The organism is Enterococcus dongliensis (assembly GCF_031927985.1).
Taxonomy (GTDB): Bacteria; Bacillota; Bacilli; order Lactobacillales; family Enterococcaceae; genus Enterococcus_A; species Enterococcus_A dongliensis.
The window spans coordinates 1-15,406 of record NZ_JARPZC010000005.1 but is presented as its reverse complement, the minus strand read 5'-3'; the positions used below and the strand labels follow the sequence as shown (position 1 = coordinate 15,406).

General features: G+C 40.3%; 10 protein-coding genes and 2 tRNA genes. 4 read left to right on the top strand and 8 right to left on the bottom strand.

Features of this window, described 5'->3' with window-relative positions:
- Window positions 1-25: 25 nt before the first annotated feature.
- Window positions 26-3,643, bottom strand: a complete 3,618-nt coding sequence (gene rpoB, locus P7D84_RS05330; protein ID WP_311805393.1) for a DNA-directed RNA polymerase subunit beta — start codon at window positions 3,641-3,643, stop codon at window positions 26-28.
- A gap of 703 nt (window positions 3,644-4,346) precedes the next feature.
- Between rpoB and P7D84_RS05325 the strand changes: the two genes are divergently transcribed.
- The 4 genes from P7D84_RS05325 to P7D84_RS05310 all read left to right on the top strand — a co-directional run bounded on the left by P7D84_RS05325 (window position 4,347) and on the right by P7D84_RS05310 (window position 8,133).
- Window positions 4,347-5,312 carry an ABC transporter substrate binding protein gene (locus tag P7D84_RS05325; protein ID WP_137604453.1) on the top strand — a complete coding sequence of 322 codons (966 nt, stop codon included), beginning with the start codon at window positions 4,347-4,349 and terminating at the stop codon, window positions 5,310-5,312.
- Between the two features lie 44 nt (window positions 5,313-5,356).
- Window positions 5,357-6,277 (top strand): ABC transporter permease, encoded by a 921-nt coding sequence (locus P7D84_RS05320; RefSeq protein WP_311805392.1) that lies wholly within the window; start codon window positions 5,357-5,359, stop codon window positions 6,275-6,277.
- Window positions 6,252-7,055 carry an ABC transporter ATP-binding protein gene (locus P7D84_RS05315; RefSeq protein WP_137604455.1) on the top strand — a complete coding sequence of 268 codons (804 nt, stop codon included), beginning with the start codon at window positions 6,252-6,254 and terminating at the stop codon, window positions 7,053-7,055. Before P7D84_RS05320 ends, P7D84_RS05315 begins: the two co-directional genes overlap by 26 nt.
- Window positions 7,056-7,179: 124 nt before the next feature.
- Complete coding sequence (locus P7D84_RS05310) at window positions 7,180-8,133, top strand: biotin--[acetyl-CoA-carboxylase] ligase (RefSeq protein WP_311805391.1); 954 nt, start codon at window positions 7,180-7,182, stop codon at window positions 8,131-8,133.
- A gap of 33 nt (window positions 8,134-8,166) precedes the next feature.
- Here the strand turns inward: P7D84_RS05310 and gor are convergent, their stop codons facing one another.
- The 7 genes from gor to P7D84_RS05275 all read right to left on the bottom strand — a co-directional run bounded on the left by gor (window position 8,167) and on the right by P7D84_RS05275 (window position 15,404).
- Window positions 8,167-9,516, bottom strand: coding sequence for a glutathione-disulfide reductase (gene gor / locus P7D84_RS05305; protein WP_311805389.1), 1,350 nt, complete (start codon window positions 9,514-9,516; stop codon window positions 8,167-8,169).
- 237 nt (window positions 9,517-9,753) lie between these two features.
- Window positions 9,754-10,995, bottom strand: a complete 1,242-nt coding sequence (locus P7D84_RS05300) for a peptidase U32 family protein (protein ID WP_311805388.1) — start codon at window positions 10,993-10,995, stop codon at window positions 9,754-9,756.
- A 13-nt stretch (window positions 10,996-11,008) separates the two neighbouring features.
- On the bottom strand, window positions 11,009-11,923 hold the full coding sequence (locus P7D84_RS05295; RefSeq protein ID WP_311805386.1) for a peptidase U32 family protein: 915 nt from the start codon (window positions 11,921-11,923) through the stop codon (window positions 11,009-11,011).
- A gap of 227 nt (window positions 11,924-12,150) precedes the next feature.
- Window positions 12,151-14,649, bottom strand: coding sequence for an ATP-dependent Clp protease ATP-binding subunit (locus P7D84_RS05290; protein WP_137604460.1), 2,499 nt, complete (start codon window positions 14,647-14,649; stop codon window positions 12,151-12,153).
- A 4-nt stretch (window positions 14,650-14,653) separates the two neighbouring features.
- Complete coding sequence (locus tag P7D84_RS05285) at window positions 14,654-15,118, bottom strand: CtsR family transcriptional regulator (protein WP_376716915.1); 465 nt, start codon at window positions 15,116-15,118, stop codon at window positions 14,654-14,656.
- A 120-nt stretch (window positions 15,119-15,238) separates the two neighbouring features.
- Window positions 15,239-15,312 (bottom strand) — tRNA-Pro (locus tag P7D84_RS05280).
- Window positions 15,313-15,330: 18 nt separating this feature from the next.
- Window positions 15,331-15,404: transfer RNA gene (locus tag P7D84_RS05275), tRNA-Arg, on the bottom strand.
- Window positions 15,405-15,406: the final 2 nt, after the last annotated feature.

The window sequence follows — 15,406 nt, the reverse complement described above, 5'->3', positions numbered from 1 at the left end:
GACTTACATCTGGCAAGCATTACTCTTATAAGTCTTCAGCAGTTTCGATTTCTTGGATCAACTCTGATTTTTGTTCGGCTTTCTCAGCAGCTGCTTTTGCTTCGACTTCTTTAGCAGATTGTTGTTGTTCTGCGTATTTGGTCAAAGCATCAACCGTGATCAAGTCTTCATCATCATCATCCATGTCTCGCAACTCGATTTCTTTGTCATTGATATCTAAGACTTGCATATCTAAACCAAGAGCTTGTAATTCTTTCACTAATACGCGGAAAGATTCAGGCACACCTGGTTTTGGAATAGGTTCACCTTTGACGATGGCTTCGTAAGTTTTCACACGACCAACCACATCATCTGATTTGTAAGTCAAGATTTCTTGTAACGTGTAAGCTGCACCATAGGCTTCCAGTGCCCAAACTTCCATTTCCCCGAAACGTTGTCCACCAAATTGAGCTTTACCACCCAATGGTTGTTGTGTAACAAGAGAGTATGGTCCAATTGAACGAGCATGCAATTTATCATCAACCATGTGAGCCAATTTGATCATGTACATCACGCCGACTGAAATCCGGTTATCGAACGGTTCACCTGTACGGCCATCATAAAGAACCGTTTTAGCATCTGCTGCCATACGAGCTTCACGCACCGTTTCCCAAACATCACTATCTTGTGCACCGTCAAAGACTGGTGTAGCAACATGGATACCTAGTTGACGTGCTGCCATACCTAAGTGTAATTCCAATACTTGTCCAATATTCATCCGTGATGGCACCCCTAATGGGTTCAACATGATATCAACTGGTGTACCATCTGGTAAGAACGGCATATCTTCTTCTGGCATGATACGAGAAACGACCCCTTTATTCCCGTGACGTCCGGCCATTTTATCACCTTCATGAATCTTACGTTTTTGCACGATGTAGACACGTACTAACATATTCACGCCTGGAGATAATTCATCGCCTGCTTCACGAGTAAAGATCTTCACATCATGAACGATTCCGCCACCGCCGTGAGGAACACGTAGAGAAGTATCACGAACTTCACGTGCTTTTTCACCGAAGATTGCATGCAACAATCGTTCTTCAGCTGATAATTCCGTTACCCCTTTAGGAGTGACTTTACCAACTAATAAATCACCATCATGAACTTCTGCACCAATGCGGATAATCCCCATTTCGTCTAAGTTCTTCAGGGCATCTTCCCCAACATTAGGGATTTCGCGTGTGATTTCTTCAGGTCCTAATTTTGTATCACGAGCTTCTGATTCGTATTCTTCAATATGAATAGATGTATATACGTCATCTTTTACCAAACGGCGGCTCATGATGATTGCATCTTCATAGTTGTACCCTTCCCAAGTCATGAAAGCTACGACTACGTTTTGTCCAAGAGCCAATTCACCATTTTCCATTGAAGGTCCATCAGCTAAGATATCGCCAACTTCGACTTTTTCACCTAATCCAACCAAAGGACGTTGATTGTAACTTGTTCCTGAGTTTGAGCGGCGGAATTTAGTAATATCATATTTATCTAATGCGCCATTGTCGCGACGTACACGAACTTCGTGAGCGTCAACAAATTCAACGACACCGTCATTTTTACATAATAAAGCAGCACCTGAGTCATGAGCGGCTTTGTATTCCATACCAGTACCAACCCAAGGTGACTTAGGATTGATCAACGGCACAGCTTGACGCTGCATGTTGGCACCCATCAAGGCACGGTTAGAGTCATCGTTTTCCAAGAATGGGATACAAGCGGTCGCAACAGCAACTACTTGTTTTGGTGATACGTCCATATAGTCAACTTTATCAATCGTTACTTCCAAGTTTTCAGATGTTGCACGGGCCATAACGACTTCTTCAGCGAATGTGCCGTCATCGTTTAACTTGCTGTTTGCTTGAGCAACAACATAATGGTCTTCGATGTCAGCTGTTAAATAATCGATTTTATCTGTTACACGACCAGTTGCACGATCCACGCGGCGATAAGGTGTTTCAATAAAACCAAACTTATTCACTTTGGCATATGAAGCCAAACTATTGATCAGACCAATGTTAGGTCCTTCAGGCGTTTCAATCGGACACATCCGGCCGTAGTGAGAATAGTGAACGTCACGGACTTCATAACCCGCGCGATCACGTGTCAACCCACCAGGTCCTAAGGCAGATAGACGACGTTTATGGGTCAATTCCCCTAATGGGTTGGTTTGATCCATGAACTGTGACAACTGAGAAGATCCAAAGAATTCTTTGATGCTGGCAACTACTGGTCGAATGTTAATCAATTGTTGCGGTGTCAATGTCTCTTGATCTTGGATTGACATTCGCTCGCGCACGACACGCTCCATCCGAGCCAAACCAATCCGGAATTGGTTTTGTAATAACTCACCAACTGAACGAATCCGGCGATTTCCTAAGTGGTCGATATCGTCCACATTGCCGATACCTTCCATCAAGTTTAAGAAGTAACTCATTGAAGCAATAATGTCTCCTGGACGAACTGTACGTACAGAAGAATCAGGATAAGCATTGCCGATCACTGTTACTTCACGTTCTGGATCTTTTGGTGAAAAGACTTTGATGACTTGGACTGTCATAGGATCAGTTACGACCGCATCTTCAGATGGATAATAAGTCACAGAATTCAAGCCATTTTCTAAATGAGCACCAAGGGTTTCTTCCATTACTTGATGAGTAAGAACTGTACCTTTTTCTACGATAATCTCACCTGTTTCAGGATCAACCAATGTTTCTGCCAATGTTAAGTTCAACAGACGTGTTTTAAGGTCTAATTTTTTATTTACTTTGTAACGACCAACATTTGCTAAGTCGTAACGTTTTGGATCGAAGAAACGAGCAGTCAACAAACTACGAGAGCTGTCTGCTGTTTTTGGTTCACCAGGACGCAGACGTTCATAAACATCTTTTAATCCTTCTTCAGTACGCGAATCACTTGGATTCTTGTGTAAGTCTTTCTCAATTGTATTGCGTAAAGATTCACTTTCACCAAAGATCTCAAAGATTGTATCATCTGAACCAAAACCTAGAGCACGTACTAACGTGGTCAAAGGAATCTTACGGGTACGGTCAATACGTACATAAGAGATGTCTTTTGCGTCTGTTTCCATTTCTAACCATGCGCCACGGTTAGGAATGACAGTCGAGCCAAAGCCTTCTTTTCCGTTTTTATCCACTTTCCCATGGAAATAAACGCCAGGAGAACGAACCAATTGAGAAACAATAACTCGTTCTGCTCCGTTGATGATAAAGGTTCCTTGTTCAGTCATTAAGGGGAAATCACCAAAGAATACTTCTTGTGATTTGATTTCTCCTGTTTCGCGGTTTACTAAACGTAAAACTACATGTAATGGTGCAGAATAATTTGCATCGTGTGCACGTGCCTCTGCAACGGTGTATTTAGGTTCTTTCAATTCATAGTCAACAAATTCAAGTGACAAGTTTCCATTAAAATCTTCAATTGGCAAAATGTCTTCAAACATTTCTTGCAAGCCCTCATCTAGGAACCATTGATAAGAATCTGTTTGAATTTCGATCAAATTCGGTAATTCCAACACTTCACTGATTTGTGCGAAGCTTCTACGTTCTCGGTGTTTCCCGTATTTCACTACGTGTCCAGCCAAGTTCTTCACCCCTCTTAAAAGTTTGAAAACCGTTCCGAAGATAAATTACATTTATGTTACAAAAATTAAATTAATGTAACACCCGACATTTTTTGCGGCTTTTAGGCAAAAAAAAACCAAAAATAGAACGTTCTCTTGAAAATATTCGCGAGCTTCTACTTTTGTTTCCTTATTAAAAGCCGGAACGGACAATATTTCGTTCCTGCCTTTTATCGTTTCAGATAGTTTTAGCAAATTAATATGATACATGACACCAACATAAAAGTCAATAGCCGCTAGCCTTAACTTCAGTTTTCGCAAACTTTTCTTAAAACTTTCAATAAGCATAAATGGAAGGAATTGATCGGTATTTTTGAATATTCAGAATATTCATCTGTTTTTTATTGACATCTCATTTTTCTTACCGTATACTAATGTACATCTTAACAAGTTGGAGGTTGTTCTTATGCTGAATACAACAAACACACAACTGAATAACCGCTATTACTTTAGCTATTTTAGATAGGTTTGTATTCATCATGATGGATACAAACGACCCAAGTGTTTTTTGTATCTATGATGGCTAGAGCATTTCAACGTACTACCGGCCGCATAGAGAAATCTAAGTGGCTGAAAGATCATACTATTATTGTATTTGTCTCACCCACTTAGAAGTTTGTTCATTCTAAGTGGGTGATTTTTTATTACAAAAGGAGCGAGAATAATGAAAAAAATGGTATTAGCAGGAATTGGATTAGTAAGTTTATTGATGTTAGGCGCTTGTGGCAATAAGGAAGCTGACAGTAACGACGGAGCAAAAAAAGTAGGCGTCTTGCAATTGGTACAACATCCTTCATTAGACAATGCTTATGAAGGATTCAAAGAAGGCTTGGCTGAAGGCGGCTATAAAGAAGGCGACAATTTAAAAATTGATTACCAAAATGCCCAAAACAATCAAGACAACCTAAAAAGTATGAGTGAAAAATTAGTCAATGACGAACCTGATTTACTTTTAGGAATTGCAACTCCTGCTGCTCAATCTCTCTTAAATGTAACCACAGAGCTCCCAATCACGGTCACTGCTGTTACTGACTTAAAAGAAGCTAAGTTAGTCAACAGTGATAAAAAACCTGGAGGAAATGTCACTGGCACAACCGATATGGTCCCAATCGACAAACAAATCGATCTATTATTATCAATCGTCCCTGAGGCAAAATCAATCGGGATTATGTACAACGCTGGAGAAGCCAATTCAAAAATCCAAGCTGATCTCGCTGAGAAAGCTCTGAAAAAAGCCGGTGTTGCTGTAAAAATAAAAACAGCAAATACTACCAACGATGTCCAACAAGTCACTGAGTCGTTAGCCGGTGAGACCGATGGAATCTATGTTCCTACAGACAATACTTTTGCTAGTGCAGCAGCAGTTATTGGAGATGTTGTGAAAGAAAAGAAAATCCCATTAGTAGCGGGTTCAACAGAACAAATCGACAGTGGCGGTCTAGCAACTGTCGGAATCGACTACAAATCTTTAGGAAAACAAACAGGAAAAATGGCAGCTAAAATTTTAGACGGTGATGCAAAACCAGCAGATACTCCAGTCGAATCTGCAGACACCTTAAAATTAGTGGTGAACAAAGAGATGGCTGCTGCTTTAGGAATTGATCCAGCCAGCATCAAAGAACCTAAATAACTAAATCAGTTGAACGTAGTTTCATAAAGGAAGAAGGAAGAATCATGAATGTTATTACTTTATTATTATCAGCGACATCGCAAGGAATTCTCTGGTCATTGCTGGCGATTGGCGTGTATATGACTTTTCGTATTTTAGATATTGCTGATCTAACTGCTGAAGGAAGTTTTCCTTTAGGCGGCGGGATCGCTGCTGTGGCCATCATCAATGGAATACACCCTGCTCTAGCAACATTACTTGCTTTTGGCGGCGGGATGTTAGCCGGATTGGTGACGGGGATCTTAAACACCAAATTCAAAATCCCTGCCTTACTAGCTGGAATCATCACCATGACGGGATTGTATTCGGTAACTTCCCGTGTGATGGGAGCGCCAAACATCGCTTTACTTGGTGAAAACACTGTTTTTACAGCAACTCAAACAATGGGTTTGAGCAAAAACAATGCCGTAATTCTGATTGGTCTATTAATCACATTGCTCGTCATTTTTCTGCTCGTCTTATTTTTTCAAACAGAAATTGGTTTAGCCGTTCGAGCAACTGGTGATAATCCTGATATGAGTGAGGCAAATGGAATCAAAACAGAGAATATGAAACTGTTGGGTTATATGATCTCAAATGGCAGCATCGCTCTTTCAGGGGCGCTGTTGGCGCAAAATAACGGCTTTGCCGATTTGAATTCAGGTGTCGGAACGATCGTCATCGGATTAGCCTCAATCATCATTGCTGAAGTTTTGCTCCACAACAAACCAATCTGGGTTCGATTGATTACGATTGTTGCTGGTGCCATTATCTACCGCTTCATTTTAGCTTTAGTCTTTGAAATGAATGTGGAGCCTACTGATTCAAAATTGGCTTCCGCAATCGTATTAGTTATTTGTTTATCTTTACCACAGATTCGTTCAAAATTTACCTTCAAAACAAAGAAAGGGGCGAATGTCCATGCAACCAGTTCTAAGAATCAATAACCTCCATCAATATTTTGAACGCGGAACCGTTAATGAAAATCACGTGTTGCGCGGGATCAATCTAAGCTTGGCCCCTGGTGAATTCGTTACTATCATCGGCGGAAATGGCGCAGGAAAATCAACGTTACTTAACAGCGTCGCTGGGACTTTACCGATTGAAGAAGGACAAATGTTTTTGAATGAAGAAGAAATCACGAAGTATTCTGTGACTAAACGTTCAAAAAGAATCAGTCGCGTTTTCCAAGATCCTAAAATGGGAACTGCCGTACGTTTAACAGTGGAAGAAAATTTAGCATTGGCTCTAAAACGCGGTCACAAACGCGGATTTTCTCTTGGTGTAAAAAGCAAAGACCGTAGTTTCTTCCAGGAACAATTAGCAATGCTGAACCTAAATTTAGAGAATCGACTCGATGCCGAGATCGGTTTGCTCTCTGGTGGACAACGTCAAGCCATCACCTTGTTAATGGCAACTTTGCAACGGCCAGATCTGATTTTATTAGATGAACATACTGCAGCACTTGATCCAAAAACTTCGTTGACTGTCATGCAGCTGACTGAACGTTTGATCCGTGAACAAGAATTGACTGCTTTTATGGTAACTCACAATATGGAAGACGCCATCCAATACGGCAATCGTTTGATTATGCTGCATCAAGGACAGATTGCTTTAGATCTAAATCAAGCAGAAAAACAACACTTGACCGTTCCTAAATTAATGGAGCTCTTCCAACAAAATTCCGGTGTCGAGCTTAAAGACGATGCATTGTTATTAAGCTGATAAACAATAGATTCCCACTCTTCTTTCTTGGCAGGTTACTTTTATGTGGCCTGTTTTTTTGTTACACTAAATCTCAGAACGAATAATCCACCGTCAGACATCTACAAGTAAAGGAGGCAAGCAATTGACAACAAAAGAAAAAGTTTTAGCGCGTTTAAAAGTAGCAACCGAAGTGCTGTCCGGCGAGGTCTTGGCCCAAGAATTACAAGTATCACGAACAGCAATCTGGAAAGCGATCAAAGAATTAGAAAAAAAAGGCTATCAGATTCAACATTCAGCAAATGGTTATCGCTACCAAACTTCGGATATTTTAGATGCCAAAGAAATCCAAGAACAGATTCAGCAGCCCCTCGAGGTTACTGTGCTGGAATCCTCTGTCTCAACGATGAAAGATGCTCAACTCGCCGTACTAGAAGGAAAAAAATCACCTTTACTAATCGTGGCGGACATGCAAGAAGCGCCCCATGGACGTTTCAATCGGCCTTTTTTTGCAGCAAAACAGCAAGGAATCTACATGAGTCTGTTGTTGGAACCTAAAGAGCAATTGCAAGAACTGCCGCAATATACGATCTTGATGGCTGTCGCTGTCGCTGAAGCAATCGATGAATTGTTAGGTGTCGATAGTCAAATCAAATGGGTTAATGATATTTATTTAGACCAGAAAAAAGTGGCTGGGATTTTATCAGAAGCAATGACTGATATTGAGACTAATTCATTAAAATACATCATTATCGGTATGGGGATCAACTTTTCGATTCCACAAGAAAAGTATCCCGAAGCATTACAAGAAAAAGCGACCTCTCTCTTTCCTGATGGTCAAGCAACAATCACCCGAAACCAATTGATTGTCGCTATTTGGAATCGTTTCTTTAAATTATTGACTAAACAAATGGGATTTTTAGATTCTTATCGTAAAAAATCTTTTGTATTGGGGAAAAAAATTACTTTCAAGCGCAAAGACCGTACCTATCTGGGAACAGCTATTGCTATTACTGATACAGGAGAACTCATCGTAGATTTAGGCGATGAGCAGATTACACTTTCATCAGGAGAGATCAGTTTGAGCTCAATCCAATAAAAAATGATGCGCCATAATCGGCACATCATTTTTTTAACGCATCGTTACAAATTCTTCACTACCTGTCGGGTGGATTGCAACAGTGTCATCAAAATTTTTTTTCGTTGCCCCCATTTTAATTGCTACCGCAAAGCCTTGCAGCATTTCATCTACCCCTACACCAATTGCATGTAGGCCGATGATTTTTTCTTCTTCTCCTAAACAAACCAATTTCATATCACATTTTTGACGATAGTCACTTAGTGCAAAATACATCGGGGTAAAACGAGAATGATAGATTTTAATCTGGTCTTTGCCGTAACGTTCAAGGGCAGCTTCTTCAGACAATCCGATTGTCGCAATCGCTGGATGAGTAAAAATCACAGTTGGGACATTGTCATAATCTAAAAACTCTTCGGATTTGCCATTAAAAATCCGCTCGGATAAGCGGCGGCCTGCAGCAATCGCAACCGGCGTCAAATCAAGTTTTCCAATCACATCACCTACGGCATAGACACCTTCACTTGTTGTATTTTGGTATTTATCAACAATCACAAAGCCTTTTTCATTCAACGTCACCGAAGTGTTCTCCAAACCTAATTTATCAGTATTTGGCAAACGCCCTCCCGCAAACAAGACTTTATCGCCGGTCAATGAATTTCCGTTTTCAAAATAAACTATATACGTCCCATCACTATTTTGTTTGATCTCTTTTGCGACATGATGATCATACAGCTTCATCTTGTTCTCGCGATAGATTTCAACCAAATGATCTGCCAACATTTTATCAAAAGTCCGTAACGGACGACTATGACGAAATGCCCAATGAACTTGAGTGCCCATGCCTTGTAATACTCCGCTTAATTCCGCAGCGATGTAGCCAGCCCCTAAAACGACCACCTCTTTAGGTTGTTCAGTCAATTCAAAGAAACCATTGGAATCAATCGCAAGTTCTCCACCAGAAATATCCATCCGACTAGGACGGCCGCCAGTTGCAATCAAGACATTAGGTGCCGTATAATCATTACCGTTCACGCTGATGACATGATCCGACTTAAAGGTCGCATACCCTTCGATTCGTTCTACATGATTGCTATCAAGCCCACGATCATAGGCGCTATGTAAAAAATCGATATATTTTTCACGACGTGCCACTAATTCTTTAAAATCAAATTTTTCAATAGCTGCTCGAACACCATAACTAGGTGCATCCCGCTCAATCATTTCCAACATACTGCTAGCTTGCCACATAACTTTTTTCGGTACACAACCTACATTGACACAAGTTCCGCCGATTTTGTTTCCTTCAATTAGCAAAACTTTTGCTCCATGCATTCCTGCCCGATTGGCCGAAGCGATTCCGCCGCTGCCGCCACCAATAACGATGTAATCATATTCTTTCATTTATTTTCCTCCTACTATGGTCTTTAGGCTAGACGTTTCTTCGTTTATCAGTAATGAATAAACTCATTCTGGCCTATCAAATAGAATTAAGCGCCTAAATAGATGACCTCAAATTCAATACGTTCATTCTAATACATTTTATTAAAAATGCACCGTCTTTTGCTTTTAGATTATCCGTGACTAGAAGTTACAAAAAATACCGACCCCAAAACATTCCTTTTTGGCGTCGGTAAGAGTCTAGTCTTTTTTCTTTCGAATCATATCACCAGGTTTGACTGGTTGAGCGACTGGCATGGTTATAATCATCATTGGATTTGGCGCCCGATCGATTGATTCGCCTTCATCATTTTTCATTTCAGTAATCGTTTGTTCAAAGTGATGGAAATTTGGTCCGTAAAATTCGATCTCATCTCCTACTCTAAAGTGATTTCGTTGGCGGATTGTCGCGATTTTGCTCGTTTCATCATAACTCAAAACTTCGCCAATAAACTTATACACGGGGATTTTTCGACGAGGACCGAATAATTGCTCATTTTCTGTTGGCACTTGGTAATAAAAACCAGATGCCAACTCACGTTGTGCGACCTTCCATAATTCATCGATCCATTCTTGTTTGCAGACATAATTATCTGGATCAGCAATATAACTATCTACTGCTGCTTTGTATACGTTTGATACTGTAGAAACATAATGGATGGATTTCATTCGTCCTTCGATTTTCAAGCTGTCTACGCCGTTTTCAATCAAATCAGGAATATGTTCGATCATAGACATATCTACTGCACTCATCGAAAATTCTTCAGTTACATCGCCATTTTCTGTCAATGAACGGTGTTCTTGTGCAAACGGCATATCGAATAATTCGTACTTCCAACGACACGACTGCGAACAACCGCCTCGATTGGCATCACGCATAGACATATGGTTCGATAAAGTACAACGACCTGAATAAGAGATACACATTGCGCCATGGATAAACGCCTCGATTTGAACGTCCGTATTGCGGCGGATTTCGGCTAATTCTTCCATCGAAACTTCCCGTGCCAATACGACTCTTTCCAAGCCTTCGTTTTTCCAGAAGTTCAATGTCTCTGCATTAGTTGCAGAAGCTTGCGTGGACAAGTGAATCTCTAAGCCCGGTGCTTCTGATGCACAAATCTCAATCAATGCTGGATCAGAAATAATCACTGCTGAGATTCCAATATCGCGTAATTTTTTGAAAAATTCGCCGGCCCCTTCTTCATTGCCTTCATGGGTCACCATATTTGCTGCGACATATACTTTGGCACCATATTTTTTAGCAAATTGGACGCCCTCTTCCATTTCTTCAAATGAAAAATTCCCAGCTCGAGAACGCAAACCATAAGCGTCTCCCCCGATATATACTGCATCGGCACCATAGTGAATCGCTGTTTTTAATTTTTCTAATGTTCCGGCAGGTGCTAAAACTTCCGGCCGTTTCAATGTTCTTTTTGTCATGTTGCCATTACCCCTATTTAATCGCTGTTGGGTCTAAATGATAAAAACCTGTATCCATTCCTCGACCAACAGGATGATATTTTTGAATCTCTTGTTGTGCAGTTTTTGCTGCTGTTTCATTCCAAGTATTTGCTTCGATTGCTTTCTTGGCTGAAACGAAAATTTTTGCGATTGCGACAAAATCTTCCCCTGGTGTAAATAACCCATCTAATTTCCATGTTTGATAGCCTGTTTGATTTAATTCTGATAATTCATTGATTAAATTTAAATCATTATCAGCAAAAACATGGGTACCATGCAGATCTTCATAGATGGAATAGTGTGTCTCTGGTTTTTTAGGTTCTGAAATAAACAAGCCACGCTCTTTTGATACGTCTTCTGTCTGTTTCGTATAGTTAAAATAATTGTCTAATAGCGGTCTTTTCGACTGATGAATGCAAGTCGCACCATACACCAATATTTCCACTGGTACAGTGACCTGTTGGCTCAAACGTTGCATCTCTTCAAAGGGAACTTCACGGGCCAATACTGCTCCTACCGCTCCTCTTTTTTGCCAAAAATTGATTTGTCTTGCATTTGTCACCAATGTTTCGGCATCATAAATATAAGGCAGATCATATTCTTGTAATAAATAAATGACACCTGTATCTCCTACAACGACATTATCTGGTTGGACTTCTGCAAGAAAGGCCAAGTATTCTGGGATTTTTTTCATTTTATCCGTATGCATGATGCCATTTACAGCAATATTCACTTTTTTTCCTTGCGCATGTGCCAACTCAATCAACGCGCGCTGTTCTTCACGAGAAAAAGAATGTGCAAGTCGCAGACCAAATTCCTCTTCTCCGATATATAATGTGTCCACGCCGGCAGCTAGCAATTCTTCCGCTTGTGCTACTGATTCAGCCGTCGCAATTAAATCGATCATCGTGTAACCTCCTAGTTCCGATTGATGAAGTCTATCTTTTGACGGTACTTCATCCGGTATCCCATTTAACTGACTAGTAAAAAGGATATTTTGACTTTTAACTACTTGCCTAAAAGAACCATTGGGTCAACATTCTTTTAGACTTTTTCATACTATCACAGCTTCAAAAAGTTTCCAACTGGCGATCAAAAAAAGAGGATGACGCATCAGCATCATCCTCTAATCAATCAAACTTTTTCTGGTATTTTTTCTGCCTTGGCATTTTTTACTGTCAATGTGATCTTACCTTTGCTGGCTCCGATCGTTACCGCATCTCCTAATTGAATTTGACCTGATAATAACGCTTCAGCAAGCCGATCTTCAATTTCTTTTTGCAAAGCTCGACGAATAGGTCGCGCACCATATTCAGGATCAAAACCAACTTTTCCAATCACATCATAAGCAGCCGCCGTAATCTTTACTTTGATTTCGTGTTCTTTCATCCGGTCTAGGATCGAACGACTCATAATTTTCACGATTTCATGCACTTGTTCCTGATCCAATGATTTGAAAACGACTGTTTCATCAATACGATTGAGAAACTCTGGCCGGAATGCTGTTTTCAAGATTTCTAAAATACGTTTTTCCATTGCACGATGGTCTCTCGTAATATCTTTTACGTTGAAACCAACATTTTTTTCTTCACGAATCTCTGTTGCACCAATATTTGACGTCATAATCAAGATTGTATTACGGAAATCAACTTTTCTTCCTTTTGAATCTGTCAAATGACCATCATCTAAAACTTGTAATAAGATGTTGAAGACATCGGGGTGGGCTTTTTCCACTTCATCTAACAAAATAACTGAGTACGGTTTTTGTCGAATTTTTTCAGTTAATTGCCCTCCTTCTTCATAACCAACATAGCCTGGAGGAGAACCGATTAAACGACTCGTACTGTATTTTTCCATAAACTCAGACATATCCACCCGTATCAATGCTTCTTCACTACCAAACATCGCTTCAGCCAAAGCTTTAGCTAATTCTGTCTTACCGACACCTGTTGGTCCTAAAAACATGAATGAACCGATCGGACGGTTAGGATCTTTCAAGCCGCTGCGTGCTCGACGAATAGCGCGAGAGATTGCTTTAACGGCATTTTCTTGCCCTACAACTCGTTTATGCAAAACTTTTTCTAAATCCAATAGACGCTGACTTTCTTTTTTCTCTAGCTGTTGCAATGGTACGCCGGTCCATTGTGAAACCACCGCCGCAACATCTTCATCAGTCACTTGATCAATATAGCCATTTTCTTGTTTAGCTGCTTTGATTTTAGCTTGTTCCAACGTTTCCGCTAATTGTTTTTCCCGTAACCGTAAACGAGCGGCTGATTCAAAATCTTGATTTTGGATCGCCTTTTCTTTTTCAGTCACTAAATCTTGTACTTCTTCCTCCAACTCGGTCAATTCCGATACTTCATCGGTGGAATCTAGGCGGACTTTAGCAGAAGATTCATCCATTAAATCAATCGCTTTATCTGGAAGCTGCCGAGAATTGATATAACGTACGGATAGAGAGACTGCTGCATGCAGTGCTTCATCCGTAATCTCAACACCATGATGTTCTTCATAACGCGGACGCAGACCTTTTAAAATTTCCTCTGCTTCTTCCGGTGTAGGTTCTTCTACTTGTACTCGAGCAAAACGCCGTTCTAAAGCAGAATCCTTTTCAATATATTTCTGATATTCATCTAATGTAGTTGCACCGATTGTTTGTAATTCGCCACGAGCCAAGGCTGGTTTCAAAATATTGGATGCATCAATCGCACCTTCAGCGCCACCAGCTCCGATTAGCGTATGCAATTCATCGATGAACAAAATAATTTGACCATCATGATAAATTTCGTCAATCACTTTTTTTAGTCGATCTTCAAATTCTCCACGGTATTTTGTACCAGCTACTAAAGCGCCCATATCCAACATCATCAAGCGTTTTCCGCGCATGTCTTCCGGCACATCACCAGAAATAATTCGTTGGGCTAGCCCTTCAACGATTGCTGTTTTACCGACACCCGGTTCACCAACTAATACAGGATTATTTTTTGTTCGACGACTCAAAATTTGAACTACTCTTCGTACTTCGCTATCACGACCAACTACAGGATCTAACCGTTTTTCTCTGGCAAGTTTTGTAAGATCTCGAGCCAGACCATCTAAAGTCGGTGTTCCTTGCGAATTATTTTGTATTGGTTTTGTCGGTGTCTTCCGTCGATTTCCAGTACCTTGATTCCCATTCGGCGCTTCATTCACACCCATTTTTTTCAATAGAAGTTGACGCATTTTTGGCAGACTCAATCCTAAATTCACCAGGATATGAGACGCTAAGATCTCGTCATCACGCAAAAGCCCCAATAAAATATGTTCCGTTCCAACTAATTTTGCATTAAAACGCTTCGCTTCATCATCAGCAAAAATCAAAATTTGTTTGGCTCTCGGAGAATAAGGTAGATAACCACCTTCAGGATAGGATTTGACTGATCCGTAGCCTGTCATATGTTCAATCTCTTCACGAATGTCGTTTTCATTTGAATTCATCTGACGCAATGTTTTACCTGCGATTCCTTGTTGTTCGATCACTAATGCTAACAATAAATGCTCCGAACCAACCGAGCGATGTTTAAAATACTTAGCTTCTTGTTGTGCAATCGTTAGCACTGCTTTTGCACGTTCTGTATACAGCTGATCCATATCCTCACTCCTTTTTCTCATAACTTAAACGTTCTAAAAATCCATGGAGGATTCGCGAACGCAGCCTATTTTCAATTTGACTGATACCAAGAATATTCTTTGATACGGCGCTTAACATCAAATTGCCTTCATTTTCAGTAATAATCTCCTCTTCAAATAACTTTTGAATAATCCCAAAAGCATTTGCTTCAGAAATCTCGTTACCGAAAGAATCCATTAATTGCTCCAAAAAATAATGTTGATCAGAGATCTTCACTTTACTTATTCGAATATAGCCACCACCACCTCGTTTGCTTTCAACCAAATAGCCGCGCTGAAAGGTAAAACGTGTATTGATCACATAATTTATCTGAGAAGGTACACAATTAAATAACTGCGCCATTTCAGCTCTTCGAATTTCGATTATTTCACTGTTCTCCAAAATATTCTTCAAGTAAGATTCGATCAAATCAGAGGTATTTCTGCCCATAATATCGTCTCCTATTGACTATTCCTGACCATAATTATAGCGAATTTAGACTACGAAATAAAGAAGAACGCCTTTTTTAAATGAAGATAAAAAAAAAGAAGGCTTACACCTTCTTTTTGATCGGGAAGACAGGATTCGAACCTGCGACACCTTGGTCCCAAACCAAGTACTCTACCAAGCTGAGCTACTTCCCGGGAAAATAAAAAAAACTATGCACCCGAGAGGACTCGAACCTCTAACCCCTTGATTCGTAGTCAAGTACTCTATCCAATTGAGCTACGGGTGCGT

Excerpts from the sequence above, each read along its gene's own strand:
- P7D84_RS05315 (WP_137604455.1), top strand. The coding sequence starts at position 6,252 with ATGCAACCAGTTCTAAGAATCAATAACCTCCATCAATATTTTGAACGC.
- P7D84_RS05320 (WP_311805392.1), top strand. The coding sequence starts at position 5,357 with ATGAATGTTATTACTTTATTATTATCAGCGACATCGCAAGGAATTCTC.
- gor (WP_311805389.1), bottom strand. The coding sequence starts at position 9,516 with ATGAAAGAATATGATTACATCGTTATTGGTGGCGGCAGCGGCGGAATC.
- P7D84_RS05285 (WP_376716915.1), bottom strand. The coding sequence starts at position 15,118 with ATGGGCAGAAATACCTCTGATTTGATCGAATCTTACTTGAAGAATATT.
- P7D84_RS05300 (WP_311805388.1), bottom strand. The coding sequence starts at position 10,995 with ATGACAAAAAGAACATTGAAACGGCCGGAAGTTTTAGCACCTGCCGGA.
- P7D84_RS05290 (WP_137604460.1), bottom strand. The coding sequence starts at position 14,649 with ATGGATCAGCTGTATACAGAACGTGCAAAAGCAGTGCTAACGATTGCA.
- P7D84_RS05325 (WP_137604453.1), top strand. The coding sequence starts at position 4,347 with ATGAAAAAAATGGTATTAGCAGGAATTGGATTAGTAAGTTTATTGATG.
- P7D84_RS05295 (WP_311805386.1), bottom strand. The coding sequence starts at position 11,923 with ATGATCGATTTAATTGCGACGGCTGAATCAGTAGCACAAGCGGAAGAA.